Genomic DNA, 18,315 nt, shown 5'->3' on the forward strand with positions numbered 1-18,315 from the left:
CCAGGCGTGTGAGCGGCCGCGGCTGAGCCTCAACGAGCAGGCGGGTAGGCGATGTTGATGATCTGCTCCGCCCGGAACTCCGTGCGGTGCGGGTCGGCGGTGGGCGGGGCGAGCATCAGGCGGGCGGACAGCGGTTTCGTCCAGCGTGCCGAGAGGGCCGCCATGTCCGCGATCAGCGCGTCGACCTCGTGCTCCGAGGTCGACGCGGGCAGCGGGACGGTGTCCAGGCCGGCGCCGCAGACCGAGGAGTAGGCCAGTACCGAGTCGGCGTCGAGGCGGCCCTGCTGCCAGGCGTGTGCGAGTACCCGGTCCTCCAGGACGGGGAGCATCAGGCCCGCGTAGCCCACCGTGGGCAGGCCGACCGAGCGGATGCCCGCGGTGACCGCCGCGCAGGCCGCCACCAGCCCCGGAGCGCCGAAGCGGACACCGCCGACGGTCTCCAGGAACTCCCCGATACTGGCGTCGGGGGCGCAGGCCGGGGACGGGTCGAAGCCGTGGAACAGCAGCCCGTGGCGTTCGCAGGCCGGGCGCAACAGGCCGTCCAGCGGGGCGAGTTGGTCGTACAGGCAGTCCCTGGTCAGCTCGCTTGCTGCGGTGAGGTCGCGGGGGGCCGCGGTGCGGGCGCGGGCCAGGAGCGGGCCTGCCGATTGGAGTCCCACGCTCACCCCGGCCCGCAGTCCGTCGCTGTAAGAGCCGGGAAACAGAGGGGCGTTGGGGCCCAGGTGGGCGACGGCGGCGAACCGGAAGTTGGCCTCCGCGTCCCGGCTCGCCAGCTCGCGGATCACGGCCCCGCTGAAGGCGACGGCCGAGTGGTCCACCTCCCCGTCGTCCGCGACGACGACGGCGAGGAACAGCGACCGGTGCGCGACCAGTACGTCCGCGACCTCCGTGGGCTTCAACTCCGTGAGTGCGGACGGCCGTAGGGCGCCCAGGGAGGCGCTGCCCACGCCGGAGCAGCGGCAGCCCTCGACCAACTCGGCTGCTCGCGCGCTGAGTTGGCCGGCGTCGAGCGGCCGGTCGAGCGCCGGGCTGGAGAGGCGCACCGTCTGCACCTCGTACCCGGCGGCGGTGAGCCGCTCGCCGATGTCCAGCGCCTGTTCGCCGTGGCGGCGGACGGCGTCGGTGTCGGCCTGTCCGCCCCGGAAGACCTCGTCGGGGAGGCAGAGGGTCACCGCGCGGACCGGGGAAGTGGGTGTCGGCTGTGTCATGGGTGCAGTACCACCGGGAGTTCGTTGAGGCCCCAGGTGAAGTTGGAGCCGTTGTAGCGGGGTTCGCCCTCCAGGGTCACGGAGCGCACGGTGTCCCGCAGGACCCGCAGATAGGCGCCGATCTCCAGGCGGGCGAGGCGGCTGCCGAGGCACATATGGCGGCCCGCGCCGAAGCTCAGATGCCGGTTCCCGGTGCGGTCGACGTCGAAGGTGTCGGGGTCGTCGAAGACCTCCGGGTCCCGGTTGGCCGAGCCGATCCAGGTGACGACGCGCTGGCCGGGCCGCACCTCGGCGTCCCCGATGCGCAGGGCCTCGGTGGCGGTCCGCAGGACATGCATCCCGGGCACCGACCAGCGCAGTGCCTCCTCGGTGGCGACGGCCGGATCGGCCTCCCCGGACAGAACGTGGCCCAACTGGTCCGGGCGCTCGGCCAGTTGGAGGGTGAGGGCCGCCAGGGTGAAACGGGTCGTCTCATTGCCACCGGCCAGGATGCCGCTGAAGTTGAAGACCAGCTCCTGGTCCGTCAGCCCGCCGCCGCCGGAGTTCCGCGCGGTGAGACCGCTGATGAACTCGTTCTCGCCCGTCCTGCGGTTCTCCCGCACCAGATCGCTGAAGTACTTGAAGATCTCGCCGTTGGCCGTGACGCGCCGCACCTCGGAGGGCGACTCGAAGGCCTCGGTGGTCTTCCTGCCGATCCACTCCCAGTCCGAGCGGGGCAGGCCCATGATCGCGCAGATGACATCGGTCGGGATGCGTTCGAGCTGCCGGAGCAGATCCGGGCCGGGCTCCCGGACGGCCGTGGCGACGACATCGGCGACGACCTTCTCCACATACGCCTCGGCCCGGGAGAGCACCTCGTGGGAGAACGGCTGGATGAGGACCCGCTTCATCCGGGTGTGGTCGGGCGGGTCGGCGACGATCAGCATCTTGTTGGCGACGGCGTCCACCGCGCGGTCCGCCGTGCCGAGCCGCATCCCCTTGGTGGAACTCATCCGGGTGCTGTCGCGGTGCACGGCGACCGCATCGTGGTACCGCATCACGTTCCAGAAGCCCTCCGGCTCGCCGGCCGGGTGCTGCCAGGACACGGGATCGTTCGCCCGGTACCAGGCGAAGACCTCGTAGAAACCGGTGCCTTCGAAGAGACCGGGCGCGAAGAGGTCCGGTGCGCTCTGCCGGGTCATCCGCGCACCGCCCCCCGGAGGTCGGCGTCCGCGGCCAGTGCGGCGAGAACGCCCGGGTCCATGAACTCGTGATGGCCCGCGTCGATCACCCGATGCCCCCGGTGGACGGCGGCCCGCTCCCGCCAACCGGCCATCTGCTGGGCGGTGACCACGGTGTCGCGGCGCCCGGAGACCGAGCACAGCGGCGTATCGGCCAGCGGCGCGGCGGGCACCCGGTAGCCGGTCATCAGCCGCAGATCGCAGCGCAGCGGCAGGACGGCGTACCGGGCGAGCGCGGTTCCGCGGACCGACGGGTGGAGCAGCGCCGCCAGTTCCTCCTGGGGCGGGTCCGCGGCGGGGAAGGTGCTCCAGTGCTCGGGCGAGCGGGCGGCGGCGACCACCAGCGAACGGGCCGCGGCGCCCCCGGCTTCGAGCCGCCGCGCCACCTCGTAGGCGAGGAGCGCGCCGAGGCTGAGCCCGAGCAGTACCAGTGGGCGGTCCGCCGCGGTGTCGCGCAGCTCGCCGGTCACCGTGTCCACCACCTCGGCCAGCCCGCCGGGCGCCGGGTCCTCCAACCGGTCCTCGCGGCCCGGGAGTTGGACCCCGAGCAGGCCGGTCCCGGTGGGTAACGCCGCCGCGGTCTCCCGCAACCGCAGACATCCGGCGCCCGCCTGCGGGAACACCACCACGGTCGCGGCGCCCGGTTCGGCCGCGGTGAAGGAGCGCAGATACGTCACGCGGCCCTCACCTCGTCTATCCGCCGCGCGAGCGCCAGCGGGGTCCTGGTGGTGAGTACGTCGTTGATGGAGACCGCCACACCCAGCTCCGTCTCGATGCTGGAGGCGAGTTGGGCGGCGAGCAGGGAGTGCCCGCCGATGGCGAAGAAGTCGGCGTCCTGGGCGACGGCGTGCCCGAAGGCGCCGCCCCAGCTCTCCAGTACCCGGCCGAGGACATGGTCGTCCTGCGCGGACCCGGCGCCGTCCGGGTCGGACCCGCCCGGTCGCGCGTCCGGCTCGGACTCGCCCAGCCGCGCGGCGAGTTGGGCCTCGCCGAGTTCGGCCACCGTGTGCCGGGCGACCTTGCCGGTCGGCTCCAGCGGGATGCCGGTGATGCGATGGACCAGGGTGGGGCACAGGGGGCGCGGCAGCCGGGCGGCGAAGCGGTCGGCGAGCCGGGTCCGCAGCTCCTCGCCGAGATCCTGGCCAGGGGCGGTCAGCACGCCGACGGCCAGGGTGGGCGGCTCACCGCGGGTGTGGGCCACCGCGGCCTCGACGCCGGGCACCTCGCGGGCGATGCTCTCCAGCTCCTCCAGCTCGATCCGGAAGCCGCCCACCTTGACCTGGTTGTCGGCCCGTCCGAAGATGCCCAACTGCCCGTCCGCGCCCAGCACTCCGAGGTCCCCGGTACGGAAGTGCCGCGCGCCGTCCCGGTCGGTGAACCGCTCCGCGCCCGGCCCGCCCGGGTCGACATATCCGAGGGCGACACCGGCGCCGCCGATGAGGACCTCGCCCGCGGTGCCCGCCGGGACCTCGTTCAGGTCCTCGTCCACGACGCTGACCGTGTAGCCGGAGAGCGGGCGGCCGACGGTGCGCGGGTCGTCCCCGCGGGCGGTGTCGGCCAGGGTGGCGGCGATGGTGGCCTCGGTCGGCCCGTACACGTTGATCACCCGGGCGGCGGCCGCCCGCAGGCGGTCGGCCAGGCTGTCCGGGCAGCGCTCCCCGGCCACCACGGCGACCTCGGCCGACGGCAGTTCGGTGAGCGTGGCGTACAGCGAGGGGGTCATACAGAGGTGGTCGATCTCCCGTACGGCCAGGGCCTGTTGGAGGTCGCCGAGGGCCGGGTCGAGCGAGACGCAGGTGACGCCGTTGACGAAGGGGGTGAGGACCGACCACAACCAGCCGTCGAAGCCCGGGGAGACGACCGAGACGGCCCGCCCGCCGGGCCGGTACCCCAGCGATCCCGCGTTGGCCAGCAGATTCGCCAGCGCGCCGGAGCCGACCCGCACTCCCTTGGGGCGGCCGGTGGTGCCCGAGGTGTAGACGACGTACGCCTCGGTGCGCCGCCCGGTGCCGGACCACTCGGCCCACTCGAACTCGCCCTGCCCATCGGCCTCTTGGGCCTCCGAGCCGTCCGTCCCGACCAGCACCTGGTCCAGTTCAGCGGCCTCCGGCTCCGAGGAGAGCAGCACCTTGCACCCGGCGTCCGCCACGATCCAGCGGCGGCGCTCGGCCGGGTGCCGCTCGTCCAGCAGGACCGCGGAACAGCCGTTGGCCCAGATCGCCAGCAGGCTGCTGAGCGCGTACCGCGAGCGGCCCGCCATCACGGCGACCCGCTCGCCCGCGCCCACCCCGGCCTCATCGAGCCGGCGGGCCAGCGCCCGGGTCGAAGCGGCGAGCTCCGACCAGGTCAGCGCCTCGCCGTCGATGCCGACGGAGGCGGGGCGGTCGGAATGCCCGGACACCCAGAATTCCAGCGCCTTCCTGGCGTGCGCGATATGCGGAACGGTCGTACGCCTGCCCGGAACAGGATTACCCACCAGAACTCCCCCTAGTTCACCCGTGACTTCTCAGTGCGCCTCGGTGCCGTCGCCCGCCGTCAACTCGCTTTGGTGGCCCACAGAATGACGTTCGTACCGAAGAACTTCTTGCGCCACCCGATATCCCTGAACCCGAGCCCGTGCAGTGCCCTGGCGACGCTCTGCGGTGATTCGAAGGCGCGGGTACTGGATTCCAGATAGGTGTAGGACTTCCGGTCGCGTGCCACGACCTGTCCCAGCAGCGGAACGATGACTCGCATACCCCATTTCACCAACGGCTCCACCAGGCCGCTCGGCGGGCACGTCTCCAGGATCACCAGCCGGCTGCCGGGCTTGAGCACCCGGTGCTGTTCCCGTAGGACGCGGTCGAGATCCGCCACGTTCCGGAGCAGATAGCCCTCGGTGATCCCGTCGAAGGACTCGTCCTCGAAAGGCAGTTCAGTGGCGTCCGCGTGCTGCCAGGACACCGCGCCGGCCCCGGGCTTCTCCCTCGCCCGGTCCAGCATCTCCTCGGAGAAATCGGCACCGGTGACCTTGACCGTGGGGTATCTGCGGGCCGCCTCCAGCGCGATCACCCCGGTACCTGTGGCCAGGTCCAGCAGTTGTCCGCCCTCGGGGGGCGCGACGCGGGCGGCCACCTCCCGGCACCATTTCTGATGACGGCCGAGCGTCATGACGAAGTTCATCCGGTCGTAGTACCCGGCGATCTTCTGGAAGATCCCGTGCACTTCGGAGCCCTTGCCGTGTGTGCGGTCACTCGTCAACTTGTCCCGCCCTCTCCATGGGAACGCCTGCCTGCGCATCGGCCCGGGTGATGTGGTGGCTCACCCTGGAGTCCGAACCGGACATGTCCGCCCAGGCCATGACCGCGACGGCGAACAGCCCGATCACCGCCGCCCCGACCGACGGCCGCACCCCGAAGAGCAGCAGGCCGAGAAAGACCACGGACACGTACATGTCCCGTTGACCGACCAGGTTGTACTCGATCGGCGTCCGGGCCCGGACCATGGAGATCATGTTAGCCACGGCCGGGATCAGCATGACGCCCGCATAAAGCAGCCGGTCAGGCATATCGGTGGCGAGAACGAGCATCGGGAACGCGGCGTACACCGCGGAGGTCGCAATAGCGGCGACCCAGGCACCGGCGAGCTGCGAGGGCAGCAGTACGGGAATCGTCCGCAGCCCGGCCGCTTTGTCGCCCGCGTAGTCCGGGACGTTCTTCATGATGCCCTTGGCGAAATACCAGCAGAAGAGGAAAACCCCGAGAAAGACCGGCTGGTAGGAGTCGTAATGGGGGATCTTCCACCAGGAGTCACCGAGCAGCGCACCCGCGATATAAGGCTCGGTGACCGCCATCGAGAAGACCGCCATACCGATGACCGGCCTGCCTTTGAGCCGGAGCCGCTTCGAGGAGTAGCCCAGCACCAGGAAAACACTGAACGCCCAGAGCAGCGTCTGCGCGAAGGAGATCAGCAGCGAGAGCACCAGCATGACGCCGAGGCTCCCGTACAGCACCCGCTGGAGCAGCCCCACGCCCGCCGCCTCGACCAGACCCAGACGGCCCGGCACGTTCTCACCGTCCTCCACAAGGTCGGTCACGGCATTGTGGGCATTGGCCGCCAGCGGGGCGAGTACATGGAAGAGGACACCGAGCAGCACCGTGAAATCAAACCGGTGATCGGCCATGGCCGCGCCCACGCAGTAGGAGAGCGGACTGACCAGGAGCGTACGGGGACGCACATTCTTGACCACCGCGCTGAAGCGCGACATACGGCGCATGTGTAGAACCTCTCTCATGGAATCGTGCCACCGCCGGAAAAGCGCACCGAGAACTGCGTCACATACGGGTGAGGGTCAGCCCGAAACCCGCACGGGGCCGAAGGGTGAGCAGCGCTCTGGGGGCAGGTCCCGCGGATTCCCGCTGGGATATCTCGAACTTGTCGAGAACACCGGACAGCAGCATCCGCATCTCCGTCATGGCGAACCCCTTGCCGATGCACATATGGGCCCCGGCCCCGAACGGCAGAAACGTCCCCTTGCCGGGGACACCGTTCAGAAAACGCTCCGGAAGGAATTCGTCGGGCCGTTCCCAGACGGCCGGATCCCGGTGGATGGCAGCCACATTGAGCATCACAAAGGCTCCCCCGGGTATCTCCGAGGAGCCGATGCGTACGTTCTCCGCCACCTGCCGGGGAATGGTCGGCGACGGCGGAAACAGCCGCATTCCCTCATTGATGACGCGCTCCAGCAGAGTGCTGCCCTGCCGGTCCCCCGCGCCGGCCGGGGCGGGCGCGCGCACCTCGTCACGGACCTCCCGCTGAATGTCCGGATAGCAGGCGAGCAGATAGAGGATCCAGGTCAGCGCACTGGCCGTGGTCTCGTACGCGGCGACGAAGGTGGTCAGCACCTCGTCCCTGACCTCGGTGTCGGTCAGCGGCTCCGCACTCTCGCCGACCCTGGCCGCCAGCAGGATGTCCAGCAGATCGCCGTGCTGTTCGCCGCCGCCGCGCCGTTCCCTGATCAGCCGGTGCACCAGGCCGTCCAGGTCCCGCATGGTGGCGGCGAAGTTCCGGTTCCGCCGGCTGGGCACGCCCACCGGGAGGGAGAGCGGCCCCCGGAGGCGGCGGTCGACGAAGTCCAGCAGGAAGGAGATGGTGCCGGGCGTCAGCACATCGGCCACCGTGTCGCCGGACCGGCTGAACATACACCTGGCAACGATGTCCAGGGCGAAGGACAACATCGCCTCGTGGACGGCCAGTTCGGTGCGTTCGCGCTCTTCCCAGCGCCCGAGGTGCTCCCCGATCACCTCGCTCATCTTCTGCCGCATCCCGGCCAGGCTGGGGCGGCTGTACATCGGCTGGAGTGCTCTGCGCCTGCGTAACCACTGGTCGTGGAACGGATTGCTGATCAGGCCGTCCCCGAGGACCAGCCGCAGCGGGTTCTCACCGTCCGGTTTGCCGAAGGTGTGGATGTCGGAGAGGACGATGTCGGCGGCGGTGCTCCGGTTGACGAAGACCATGCGCTTGGGACCGACGGAGAAGTAGGAGAGTTCCCGGCCGTCCAGGGCGGCGTACTGGATCGCGTTCAGCAGGTCCGAGCGCAGGCATAACAGGTCGCCCACTCCGGGCAGCCGCCGCGGTGGGACGGTCGGCGCGGAGAGGACACCGCTGTCGTGGCGCCGCTTCCTCGCGGGAAGCGTGCACGTAACGGTCCCCGCCATTCTGGCCCCCCGGTGAATCGCCAACAAGCGCCTACAAGTCCTACAGCCCCGAAGTCCGACCGGGCAAGCAGATGGCAGGAACGTGCCTCCTGCCCCTGGCCACCTTGCCTCCGGGATAACTGACACGCCGTCAGTGCCCATAACGCGACCACACCCATCGAGGTATTCCGGTAACCGAAAAGACCGGTCTATGCGAGTCGATATGCAGTCGCTGCTTAAAGGCCGATACGTAATGAAGAGGGCAATTTCAAGTGCGGGTAACATGCCGGGCATGACGGTGGCAGACACAGGGGACAGGGACGCTCGCCCAGCGGGATTCCCGGCAGTGCGCGTCGCGTTCGCCGTGGTGGCCGTCGCGTTGATCGTGGCGGCCGTGGTGGTCGGCCGGTGGGCGCGCCTCGATGCCTCCGGGCTGAGCAACTACGTCGCGCTGGCCGTCGTCTGCGTCCCCATGGGGGCCGGGCTCGCCGCCTGGGGAGTATGGGCCGCCCGCTCGCGGGTACGCGGCGCGCCCGCCCGACTGCTCGCCTCCGCCGGCACCGTGGCGGCCGCCATCGCCCTCGGCTCGCTCACCGTGGCCGCCTGGGCCCATACGGATCCGTACGGCAGATACGACCGTTCCTTCGGCGGCGCGGACCGCTGCCTGGCCGGAACTCCCTACGCCAGCACACGAGCTGACGTCGCGTTGGGCGAGAAGGACAACACGCTCACGGTCACGCCCTCGTCCGACGGTGACGCGACGCAGAAGCTGCACTTCGTCCACGCCTCCAAGGGCGGCGACCTCCGCCCCGCCGACCAGCAGACCCGCCAGATCATCACGTCGAACGGCTGCTGAGCGAGGCTCCCCACGTAGGTCTGTCATGCGCCTGCTGGGGCTGCCCGTCCTCCTGCGGTATCGCGATTCCCTTGCCGGGCAACCTGGTGGAGAGCCCGTCCCGCCGTTTCACCGAGGGTCCGCCCGCCCGACGGCGTACTCCGGCTCGACACCCCGGTCACCGCGATCCGCCGGACCGCGGGACGGTGCGGGTCCCGCCGCGCACACCGCGGACTCGGTCCTGCACACCGGCCACGCGGTACTCGCCGTACCCCCGGCGCTCGCCCTGGCCCGGATCGACTTCGACGGCCAACTACCCGCGGAACCAGCCCGGTTGGCCCGCCTCACCCCGGTGTGGACGGGAGCCGTGGCCAAGGTCCTCGCCCGCTACCAGGACCTCAGCGCGGACAAGGTGATCCGGCGTCCGCACGAGGAGTTCAGCGCCATCGGGTGGCACCTGGGCCAGCAGGCGCACGTCGCCCACCGAGTTCCGGGGTGGGGCTGGGTTCGCCGCGACTGATGGACTCGGCCAACCCGGAGAAGTTCCGCGGCGCCCTGCCCACCGTCGACCGGCTCGCCGCCTTCCGGGACACCGACGCCGAGCGGGTGCACGCCCGGATGCGCGCCATAGCTGCCGGCAAGGTCTCGGCGCCCGGCCAACTCACCGTCGTCGCAACGCACTTGCTCACCGTGCTGCTCAACCACGAGTACCAGCACGACCAGTGGATCGGCGAGGTGCGCGCGGACCACCTCGGGCATCCGCTCCCACCGGACCCGGACACCGACCGGGTACACCGCCTGGACGGCTGTCCGGTCCTCGCGCCATAGGGCTTGTCCCGCACTCCCGGGACCGCCCACGGGACGGCCGGCAGTGCAGACAGGCCCCGCGCCGTGTCCGTAGAGTCCCCTCCAGCCGTCTGCGAAAGAGCCGCCTGTGACCGCCACCGATTCCGCCGCCTCCGCCGGTATATCGCGCCGCCCCGAGGACCAGCGCCGCGTACTGACCGTCCTGGTCGTCAGCCAGGTCCTCAGCGGCGCCGGGCTCGCGGCGGGCATCACCGTCGGCGCGCTGCTCGCCCAGGACATGCTCGGCTCCACCGACCTCGCCGGGCTGCCCAGCGCGCTGTTCACCGCGGGCTCGGCCCTCGCCGCCGTCGGGGTGGGCCGGATATCCCAGGCCCGCGGCCGCAGACCGGGCCTGGCCGCGGGCTATCTGACCGGCGCCGTCGGCAGCGCGGGCGTCATCGCCGCCGCCGTCGCCGACAGCCCAGTCCTCCTCTTCACCGCCCTCTTCGTCTACGGCGCCGGCACCGCCACCAACCTCCAGGCCCGGTACGCGGGCGGCGACCTCGCCGCCCCCGCGCACCGGGCCCGCGCCGTCTCCACGGTGCTGGTCGCCACCACCCTCGGCGGGGTCGCGGGGCCCAATCTGGCCGCACCCACCGGGGCGTTCGCCGAGCGGCTCGGCCTCCCCGGGCTGGCCGGCCCCTTCCTCCTCGCCGGTGCCGCCTACGGGCTCGCCGCCCTGGTCCTCGCGGTCTGGCTGCACCCCGACCCGCTGCTGCTCGCCCGCGAACTCGCCGACGGGCAGCAGACCGGTACCGCCCAGGAGAGCGCGGCACCGGTGCACCGCCCCGAGTTGATGCTCGGCGCGGTGACGATGGTGCTGACCCAGCTCGTGATGGCCGCGATCATGACGATGACCCCGGTCCATATGCACGACCACGGCCACGGAACCGCCGCCTCCGGCCTGGTCATCGCCATCCATGTGGGCGCCATGTACCTGCCCTCGCCGCTGACCGGCTGGCTGGTCGACCGCTACGGCCGCCGCATGATCGCCGCGGCCTCCGGGGTCACCCTGCTCGCCTCCGGTGTGCTGGCCGCGTTCGCCCCGGAGGACTCGGTCGCCCTGCTGGCCCTGGCACTGGCGCTGCTCGGCCTCGGCTGGAACTTCGGCCTGGTCTCCGGTACCGCGATGATCACCGACGCGGTGCCGCTGGCCACCCGCGCCAGGACGCAGGGCGTGGTCGACGTCGCCATCGCCTGCGCCGGCGCCACCGGCGGTCTCGCCTCCGGCCTCGTGGTCTCCGCCGCCGGGTACCCGGTCCTCGGAGTCGCCGGAGGCGTCCTCGCGCTCGCCGTCATCCCCGCCGCCGTCCTCACCGCCAACCGCCGCCCGGACCCGGCCTGACGCACGCCCACCAGACCCGACGCCCCCGGACACGACGGTGCCCCGGCCGCACGGGGGAAAGCGGTCGGGGCACCGTCGTGTCCGGGGGCGGGGCGGGCTACTCGCGGTCGTCGCGGTCTGCGGTCTCCGCCTCGTCCTGCTTGGCCTGCACCTCGGGGTCGAGGCCGCGGCGCGCTTTGGCGCTGCCGTCGACGGCGGTCAGCCGGCTCGGGCTGTCCGGGACCTCGGTGGCGGCCGGGGGCTCCACCAGCCAGTCCGGGTTGGCCTGCCGGTCCCACCACTTCCAGGCGGCGAACGCGCCACCGGCCACCGCACCCACCAGGGCCATGCCCTTCACGACGCGGCCGACGCGGGCACGGCGGTCCCGGCGGCGGACCAGCTTCTCGATGTCGCGGGCGCTGAGCCCGCTGCGGGCCGCGGCCACCGCGGCCGCCCGCCGCGCCAGCAGCTCCTCCTTGACGGGCTGCGCGGCGGCGATGGCCTGCTCGATCCTGGGCCGCGAGGTGGCGGCGGCCTGCTTCGCGGCGGCGCGGGCCCGGTCCGCGGCCTCGTCCAGCGCGGGCGGTACATGGGTGCGCGCCAGCTCGATGCGCGGCGCGAGATGGCTGTCGTAGCGGGCGCGGGCCTGTTCCGCGGCGAAGGCCACTCTGGGTGCCAGACGCACCCGGGCCTCGTCCAGGTACTGCATCGCCCGGTCCTTGGCGGTGTCGGCGTAGGGCGCCACCACTTCCGCGGCGTGCAGCACGCTGTCCTTCGCCGAACCGGTCGCGGCGCGCACGCGTTCAATGCGGGTCACGGGAATCCTCCTTCGGTGGCGTACCGTCAATCACCTTTCCACCCCCTCAAAGATCATGCCTGCCCTTGGGGCGGGCGCCATGCGTGGGGGTGCATCCGGGTCAGCGCACCCGGTGGACTCGATGCGATTTCGCCCCTTTTCGGTACCCGTCGGGGGCGGGGACATGCGGTGTGGACGGGGTTCGCCTGGCCATCCGGGGCGGCGTCCGTGCGAGGATTCCGGTGTCACAGAGGACAACGGAAGGCAGATCGTGGCTGAGCAGCTTTACGCCACCCTGAAGACCAACCACGGCGACATCGTGATCCGGCTGCTGCCGAACCACGCGCCGAAGACGGTCAAGAACTTCGTGGAGCTCGCCCAGGGCGAGCGTGAGTGGGTCCACCCGGCGACCGGCAAGAAGTCCACGGACCGGCTGTACGACGGCACGGTCTTCCACCGGGTGATCAGCGGTTTCATGATCCAGGGCGGCGACCCCCTGGGCAACGGCACCGGCGGCCCCGGCTACGAGTTCGAGGACGAGTTCCACCCGGACCTCGCCTTCGACCGGCCGTACCTGCTGGCGATGGCCAACGCGGGCCCGGGCACCAACGGTTCGCAGTTCTTCGTCACCGTGGCGCCGACGGCCTGGCTGACGCGCAAGCACACCATCTTCGGTGAGGTCGCCGACGAGGCCAGCAAGAAGGTCGTCGACACCATCGGCGCCACCCAGACCAACCCGCGCACCGACCGCCCGGTCAACGACGTGGTCATCGAGTCCGTCGTGGTGGAGACCCGCGCGGCCTGAGCCCGCGCCCCGGGCCGCCGCCCGGGAACCATTGCGCCCCGCCCGTCCGTAAGGAAGGGCGGGGCGGGTGTGTGTACGGACCGCTCCCGCGCACACCGCATCCCGGCAGAATCCCCGACCGCAGCGGCGGCCGGTACGAGACGGAGGCAAGCCATGGACCAGGTGCCGGACGGGCCGAAGGGGCCGCAGGACGCATCGCACGGCCTGCCGGTCTGCTACCGCCACCCGGACCGGGAGACCGGTATCCGCTGCACCCGCTGCGAGCGCCCGGTCTGCCCCGAGTGCATGGTCAGCGCCTCCGTCGGCTTCCAGTGCCCGGAGTGCGTACGCGGCGGTTCCGGCTCCGGGCGCGCGCCCTCGGCGAGCAGACCGCGGACCCTGGCGGGCGGCGCGATCACCGCCGATCCCCGGCTGGTGACGAAGATCCTCATCGGGATCAACGCGGCCGTCTTCCTCGCCACCCTGGCCGCCGGGAACGTCTTCACCCACACCCTGTGGCTGATCGGCCTGGCCTACGACCAGGTCGAGCACGGCGTCGTCGGCGTCGGCGACGGGCAGTGGTACCGGCTCTTCACCGCGATGTTCCTGCATCAGCAGTTTCTGCACATCGGCATGAACATGCTGGGGCTCTGGTGGCTCGGCGGCCCGCTGGAAGCGGCCCTCGGCCGGGTCCGCTATCTGGCGCTCTACCTCATCTCCGGCCTAGCCGGCAGCGCCCTCACCTATCTGGTGGCCTCACCGGCCACGCCGTCCCTCGGCGCCTCCGGAGCGATCTTCGGCGTCTTCGGCGCGACAGCGGTGCTGATGCGGCGGATGCGCTACGACATGCGGCCGGTCGTCGCGCTGCTGGCGATCAACCTGGTCTTCACCTTCACCGTGCCCGGCATCGCCTGGGAGGCACACGTCGGCGGTCTGGTGGCGGGCGTGATCATCGCCTACGCCCTGGTGCACGCCCCGCGGGAGCGGCGGGCGCTGGTCCAGTGGGGAGCCTGCGCGGCGGTACTGCTGATCACCATGGCCCTGGTGCTGGTGCGGACGGCACAGCTCACCTGAGTTGTCCACAGCGGGTGCCCATACCTGTGCATGGTGTGCACACACCTCCGCCCCTCATCACTGACCTGGGGTTTTCCGTCAGTGACCAGGGGCGAACAGGTGAACGGACTGCGGTATGTCTGTCACACCGGCGTCAATAGCCGGGAAGTTATCCACAGATCTTCAGCCTATCCCCAAGTGTGGACAGGCCTGTGGATAACTTTGGCCAGAGGACGCCGGAGGACACCGGCGGACGTTCAGCGCAAGCCGGTGAACGCTATTTCCACTGCGTGGAGACACCGAATCCGGCCGCGATGAAGCCGAATCCGACCACGATGTTCCAGTTGCCGAGCGCGTCGATCGGGAGCTTGCCGTCGGTCACGTAGAAGACCACGATCCACGCCAGACCGATTGCGAACATGGCCAGCATCACCGGCGCCACCCAGCTCCGGTTGGTCAGCTTGACCACCGTTGCCTTGGTCGGCGGCGGCGAGTAATCGGCCTTCTTGCGGATACGTGACTTCGGCACGAGGGTCTCTCCTGTCGATGCGCTGCGTGGCCGCGCAGGTGGACTGGGCTTCCGGCCGGCGGCCCCAGTGCAGCGTACATACGTGACTGCGGGGGGAGACCGGGCACTCCCCAAGGCGTCGGTTAGCGTAGTGCGTCCCAGGCGCCGTAAGGAGTAAGGGTACTTTGGGTACGCTGAGCAATTCTGCCGACTCCCACGGGCAGAACACCAGTCCCGTGCGCACCAGCCGTCACCGTCCTGTGCGTCTGCTCACCGCGGCCGTCTTCGCTCTCGCCGGGCTGATGTTCTTCACCAGCTTCAACACCGCCAAGGGCACCAACATCCGTACCGATTCATCCCTGTTGAAGCTCTCCGACCTGGTCCGCGAACGCAGCCAGAAGAACGGCACCCTGGAGAACACCAACAGCGCGCTCCGCGGCGACGTGGACCGGCTCACCCGCGGCCACGACTCCACCTCCCGCACCGAGAGCGCCCGCCGCGAAGCACTCGCCGACCAGGCCGCCACCCGCGAACTCCGCGGCCCGGCCGTCTCCGTCACCCTCGACGACGCCCCGCCGGACGCCGGCCCCAAGCTCCCCGGCTACCCCGAACCGCAGCCCAACGACCTGGTCATCCACCAGCAGGATCTGCAAGCCGTGGTCAACGCGCTGTGGCAGGGCGGCGCCAGCGGCATCCAGGTCATGGGCCAGCGGCTGATCTCCACCAGCGCCGTCCGGTGCGTCGGCAACACCCTGATCCTCCAGGGCCGCGTCTACTCCCCGCCGTACACGGTGACCGCCGTCGGCGACCCGGAGAAGCTGAAGCAGACCCTCGCCGCCTCCCCGCAGATCCAGAACTACATGCTCTACGTCAACGGCTACGGCCTCGGCTGGGAGGTCAAGGACCGCGGCGACCTCACCCTCCCCGGCTACACCGGCACCGTCGACCTGCACTACGCCCGGCCCGTCTCCTGACCGTGCCCGGGAAGAGTGGTCCCTGCCGAGACAACGGCCCGGCCCGCCCGGCGCCTCGCTACCCTGGTCGGGAATGCACCACAGGCGAGCAGTGAGTAGGGACGGCATGTACGGCTGGATCTGGCGGCATCTGCCGGGCAACACATGGGTCAGAGCGCTCCTCTCCCTCGTCCTCGCCCTGGCCGTGGTCTACCTGCTCTTCCAGTACGTCTTCCCCTGGGCGGAGCCGCTGCTTCCGTTCAACGACGCCACCGTCGAGAACGGCGCCTCCGTACGGACGGTGGTGCTGTGATGACCGCCACCGGCCCCGGCGCCCGCATCCTCGTCGTCGACAACTACGACAGCTTCGTCTTCAACCTCGTTCAGTACCTGTACCAGTTGGGCGCCGAGTGCGAGGTGCTGCGCAACGACGAGGTGAGCACCGCGCACGCCAGTGGGGGAGGGTTCGACGGTGTGCTGCTCTCCCCCGGGCCCGGGACGCCCGAACGGGCCGGGATCTGCGTGGAGATGGTGCGGCACTGCGCCGCCACCGGCGTCCCCGTCTTCGGCGTCTGCCTCGGGATGCAGTCGATGGCGGTCGCCTACGGTGGGGTGGTGAGCCGCGCGCCGGAGCTGCTGCACGGCAAGACCTCGCCTGTGGTCCACACCGGCCAGGGCGTCTTCGCCGGCCTCCCCTCGCCCTTCACCGCCACCCGCTACCACTCGCTCGCCGCCGAACCGGCCACCGTACCCGCGGAGTTGGAGGTCACCGCCCATACCTCCGACGGCATCGTGATGGGGCTGCGGCACCGCCAACTCCCAGTCGAGGGCGTGCAGTTCCACCCCGAGTCGGTACTGACCGAGCACGGGCACCGGATGCTGGCCAACTGGCTCGCCGTCTGCGGTGACCCGGGGGCGGTGGAGCGTTCGGCGGGCCTGGCCCCCGTGGTGGGCAGGGCCACGGCGTGACCGCGCTCCGCCCCGAGCGCGAGGGGGGCCGGCCCTGGTATGCCGGGCGCGAGATGCGCGGCTACGAGGACACCGGTGCGTTCGAGGCGGCGGTGGAGGGTCTCGCCGATCCGCTCAACGACCCGCTCCCCGGGGCCGGTTCACCGCGGCGCGCCCCCCGGCACGGCCGCCCGGAGCCCCCCGCGCCCGCCTGGGCCCACCCCGGCCGGCCCGAGTCCCCGGAGCCCGCGCCCGACCCGCACAACGCCCCAGCCCCCGCCCAGGACCCGTACCCCGCCCCCGTCCGCGAGACCTACCAGGCTTATGGCACCGCGGAGTTGACGGCCGAGGCGGATGCGTACGGAACAGATCCGTATGAGGCGGATGCGTATGTCGCCCCGGAATCAACGGAGTTGGCGGAGCCGGAGGCAGAGGCGGCGGCCGGGGCGGTGGGCGGTGCCACGGGGGGTCGGGCCGCGCGGCGTAAGGCCGCCAGGCGCGGGGGTGGCCGGCGCCGGGCCGGTGGGCGCCGTGGCGTCCGTGAGGTGGCCGGTGCCGAGGCGGACGCGGCGGCCAAGCCGGTCAGCCGGGTGGAGGCGCGGCGGGCGGCGCGGGCGGCGAAACCGACCGCAGGTGTCCTCGTCAGCCGCGCGGTGGGCGAGTTCTTCATCACCGTCGGCGTGCTGATGCTGCTCTTCGTCACCTACCAGTTGTGGTGGAGCAACATCCGCGCCCACCAGCAGGCCGACGGCGCCGCCCACCACCTCCAGGACGACTGGGCCAAGGGCAAGGGCAAGCCCGGCGCCTTCGCCCCCGGCCAGGGCTTCGCCATCCTGCACATCCCCAAGCTCGACGTGGTGGTGCCGATCGCGGAGGGCATCGACAAGAACCGGGTACTGGACCGCGGCATGGTCGGCCACTACGACGCCAAGACCATCAAGACCGCGATGCCCGGCGACAGGACGGGCAACTTCGCCGTCGCCGGACACCGCAACACCCACGGCGAACCGTTCCGGTACATCAACCGCCTCAAGCCCGGCGACCCGATCATCGTCGAGACGCAGGACACCTACTTCGTCTACAAGATGGCGAGCATCCTGCCGCAGACCCCGCCGAGCAACGTCGGTGTGCTGCGGCCCGTCCCGCCGGGTTCGGGTTTCACCGGGCCGGGCCGGTACATCACACTGACCACCTGCACCCCCGAGTTCACCAGCACCTACCGGATGATCGTGTGGGGCAGCATGGCCGAGGCCAGACCGCGCAGCGAGGGCAAGCCGCCCGCGCTGGTCGGCTGAGCCCGCCACCGGCCCCTACCCCGGACACCCCGTACACGGCAGACAAGGCAGACGCAGCAGTGGTAGCCACCAGGGACCCCGACGAGCAGGCCGGTCACGAGGAGGAGCCCGTCGACGGCGCCCCCGGACCGGATCCGGACCGTTCCCGGGGCCGCGGCCGGATCGCCACCGCGGTCATGGTCTTCGGTGAACTCCTCATCACCTGCGGCCTGTTGCTCGCCCTCTTCGTCGTCTACTCACTGTGGTGGACCAACGTCGTCGCGGACCGGGCGGCCGGCCGGCAGGGCGACCGGGTGCGCGACACCTGGAAGCACCCGGGCAGCGGCGCACCCGGCGCCCTGGACACCCGGAACGGCATCGGCTTCCTCCATGTGCCCGCGATGAAGAACGGCGAGGTCCTGGTGAAGAAGGGCACCTCCGCCAAGGTCCTCAACGACGGCGTGGCCGGCTACTACACCAAGCCCACCAGGTCCGCCCTCCCCGGCGACAGGACCGGCAACGTCACCCTCGCCGCCCACCGCGACGGCCACGGCGCGAAGTTCCACCGCATCGACAAGGTGCGCGACGGCGACCCGATCGTCCTGGAGACCCGCGACAAGTGGTACGTCTACCGGGCCTACAAGATCCTGCCGCAGACGTCCAAGTACGACGTGAACGTCATCGACCAGGTGCCGAAGGCGTCCGGCAGGAAGCACCCCGGCCGGTACATCACCCTCACCACCTGCACCCCCGTCTACACCTCCGACTACCGGTACGTCGTCTGGGGCGAGTTGGAGCGGGTCGACAAGGTGGACCATGAACGCACCCCGCCACCGGAACTGCGCTGAGCGGCCGGAGCGGCGAAGACCCGGTGACCTGATGGTCACCGGG

General features: G+C 71.1%; 20 protein-coding genes. 11 read left to right on the top strand and 9 right to left on the bottom strand.

Translation table 11 applies throughout. The features are described from left to right. Positions 1-29: 29 nt before the first annotated feature. The 7 genes from ACFVST_RS06640 to ACFVST_RS06670 all read right to left on the bottom strand — a co-directional run bounded on the left by ACFVST_RS06640 (position 30) and on the right by ACFVST_RS06670 (position 8,124). On the bottom strand, positions 30-1,208 hold the full coding sequence (locus ACFVST_RS06640; protein ID WP_390147519.1) for a DUF711 family protein: 1,179 nt from the start codon (positions 1,206-1,208) through the stop codon (positions 30-32). Further along, positions 1,205-2,389 carry a cytochrome P450 gene (locus ACFVST_RS06645; protein ID WP_390147521.1) on the bottom strand — a complete coding sequence of 395 codons (1,185 nt, stop codon included), beginning with the start codon at positions 2,387-2,389 and terminating at the stop codon, positions 1,205-1,207. The genes ACFVST_RS06640 and ACFVST_RS06645 overlap by 4 nt, the downstream gene beginning before the upstream one ends. Next, positions 2,386-3,105, bottom strand: a complete 720-nt coding sequence (locus tag ACFVST_RS06650; RefSeq protein ID WP_390147523.1) for a thioesterase II family protein — start codon at positions 3,103-3,105, stop codon at positions 2,386-2,388. Before ACFVST_RS06650 ends, ACFVST_RS06645 begins: the two co-directional genes overlap by 4 nt. Next, entirely contained in the window at positions 3,102-4,829 is a 1,728-nt protein-coding gene (locus tag ACFVST_RS06655) for a non-ribosomal peptide synthetase (RefSeq protein ID WP_390147525.1), read from the bottom strand. The genes ACFVST_RS06650 and ACFVST_RS06655 overlap by 4 nt, the downstream gene beginning before the upstream one ends. Before the next feature lie 134 nt (positions 4,830-4,963). Then, positions 4,964-5,668: a ubiquinone/menaquinone biosynthesis methyltransferase gene (locus ACFVST_RS06660; RefSeq protein ID WP_390147527.1), complete on the bottom strand. Its 705-nt coding sequence runs from the start codon at positions 5,666-5,668 to the stop codon at positions 4,964-4,966. After that, positions 5,658-6,674 carry a UbiA family prenyltransferase gene (locus tag ACFVST_RS06665; protein ID WP_390147529.1) on the bottom strand — a complete coding sequence of 339 codons (1,017 nt, stop codon included), beginning with the start codon at positions 6,672-6,674 and terminating at the stop codon, positions 5,658-5,660. Before ACFVST_RS06665 ends, ACFVST_RS06660 begins: the two co-directional genes overlap by 11 nt. Before the next feature lie 67 nt (positions 6,675-6,741). After that, a complete protein-coding gene (locus ACFVST_RS06670) occupies positions 6,742-8,124 on the bottom strand; it encodes a cytochrome P450 (RefSeq protein ID WP_390147531.1) in 1,383 nt (460 codons plus the stop codon). Positions 8,125-8,449: 325 nt separating this feature from the next. Here ACFVST_RS06670 and ACFVST_RS06675 point away from each other — a divergent pair, with 325 nt between their 5' ends. From ACFVST_RS06675 to ACFVST_RS06690, 4 genes are all read left to right on the top strand, one after another. Further along, positions 8,450-8,959 carry a hypothetical protein gene (locus ACFVST_RS06675; protein WP_390147532.1) on the top strand — a complete coding sequence of 170 codons (510 nt, stop codon included), beginning with the start codon at positions 8,450-8,452 and terminating at the stop codon, positions 8,957-8,959. Between the two features lie 25 nt (positions 8,960-8,984). Beyond that, positions 8,985-9,458 carry a hypothetical protein gene (locus tag ACFVST_RS06680; protein ID WP_390147534.1) on the top strand — a complete coding sequence of 158 codons (474 nt, stop codon included), beginning with the start codon at positions 8,985-8,987 and terminating at the stop codon, positions 9,456-9,458. After that, positions 9,458-9,766 carry a hypothetical protein gene (locus tag ACFVST_RS06685; protein WP_390147536.1) on the top strand — a complete coding sequence of 103 codons (309 nt, stop codon included), beginning with the start codon at positions 9,458-9,460 and terminating at the stop codon, positions 9,764-9,766. Before ACFVST_RS06680 ends, ACFVST_RS06685 begins: the two co-directional genes overlap by 1 nt. Before the next feature lie 106 nt (positions 9,767-9,872). Then, on the top strand, positions 9,873-11,129 hold the full coding sequence (locus ACFVST_RS06690; RefSeq protein ID WP_390147538.1) for an MFS transporter: 1,257 nt from the start codon (positions 9,873-9,875) through the stop codon (positions 11,127-11,129). Positions 11,130-11,226: 97 nt separating this feature from the next. Here ACFVST_RS06690 and ACFVST_RS06695 read toward each other — a convergent pair whose 3' ends face one another. Beyond that, positions 11,227-11,925, bottom strand: coding sequence for a DUF5324 family protein (locus ACFVST_RS06695; protein WP_390147540.1), 699 nt, complete (start codon positions 11,923-11,925; stop codon positions 11,227-11,229). Positions 11,926-12,175: 250 nt separating this feature from the next. Here ACFVST_RS06695 and ACFVST_RS06700 point away from each other — a divergent pair, with 250 nt between their 5' ends. Together ACFVST_RS06700 and ACFVST_RS06705 are read left to right on the top strand one after the other, a co-directional pair. Then, complete coding sequence (locus tag ACFVST_RS06700; RefSeq protein WP_390147541.1) at positions 12,176-12,709, top strand: peptidylprolyl isomerase; 534 nt, start codon at positions 12,176-12,178, stop codon at positions 12,707-12,709. 153 nt (positions 12,710-12,862) lie between these two features. Then, positions 12,863-13,762: a rhomboid family intramembrane serine protease gene (locus tag ACFVST_RS06705; RefSeq protein WP_390147543.1), complete on the top strand. Its 900-nt coding sequence runs from the start codon at positions 12,863-12,865 to the stop codon at positions 13,760-13,762. 256 nt (positions 13,763-14,018) lie between these two features. On the opposite strand, the gene crgA is transcribed toward ACFVST_RS06705, so the two are convergent. Further along, positions 14,019-14,270 (bottom strand): cell division protein CrgA, encoded by a 252-nt coding sequence (gene crgA / locus ACFVST_RS06710; protein ID WP_390147545.1) that lies wholly within the window; start codon positions 14,268-14,270, stop codon positions 14,019-14,021. A 173-nt stretch (positions 14,271-14,443) separates the two neighbouring features. Between crgA and ACFVST_RS06715 the strand changes: the two genes are divergently transcribed. From ACFVST_RS06715 to ACFVST_RS06735, 5 genes are all read left to right on the top strand, one after another. After that, the gene (locus ACFVST_RS06715; protein ID WP_390147713.1) at positions 14,444-15,223 is read left to right on the top strand and encodes a DUF881 domain-containing protein; all 780 of its coding nucleotides are present in this window, start codon (positions 14,444-14,446) and stop codon (positions 15,221-15,223) included. A 106-nt stretch (positions 15,224-15,329) separates the two neighbouring features. Beyond that, positions 15,330-15,515: a hypothetical protein gene (locus tag ACFVST_RS06720; protein WP_390147547.1), complete on the top strand. Its 186-nt coding sequence runs from the start codon at positions 15,330-15,332 to the stop codon at positions 15,513-15,515. After that, a complete protein-coding gene (locus ACFVST_RS06725) occupies positions 15,515-16,171 on the top strand; it encodes an aminodeoxychorismate/anthranilate synthase component II (protein WP_390147549.1) in 657 nt (218 codons plus the stop codon). Before ACFVST_RS06720 ends, ACFVST_RS06725 begins: the two co-directional genes overlap by 1 nt. Next, positions 16,168-17,445: a class E sortase gene (locus tag ACFVST_RS06730; RefSeq protein WP_390147550.1), complete on the top strand. Its 1,278-nt coding sequence runs from the start codon at positions 16,168-16,170 to the stop codon at positions 17,443-17,445. Before ACFVST_RS06725 ends, ACFVST_RS06730 begins: the two co-directional genes overlap by 4 nt. A 59-nt stretch (positions 17,446-17,504) precedes the next feature. Continuing rightward, positions 17,505-18,272 carry a class E sortase gene (locus tag ACFVST_RS06735; RefSeq protein WP_390147551.1) on the top strand — a complete coding sequence of 256 codons (768 nt, stop codon included), beginning with the start codon at positions 17,505-17,507 and terminating at the stop codon, positions 18,270-18,272. Positions 18,273-18,315: the final 43 nt, after the last annotated feature.

This window comes from Streptomyces sp. NPDC058045, from assembly GCF_042885635.1.
Classification (GTDB): Bacteria; Actinomycetota; Actinomycetes; order Streptomycetales; family Streptomycetaceae; genus Streptomyces.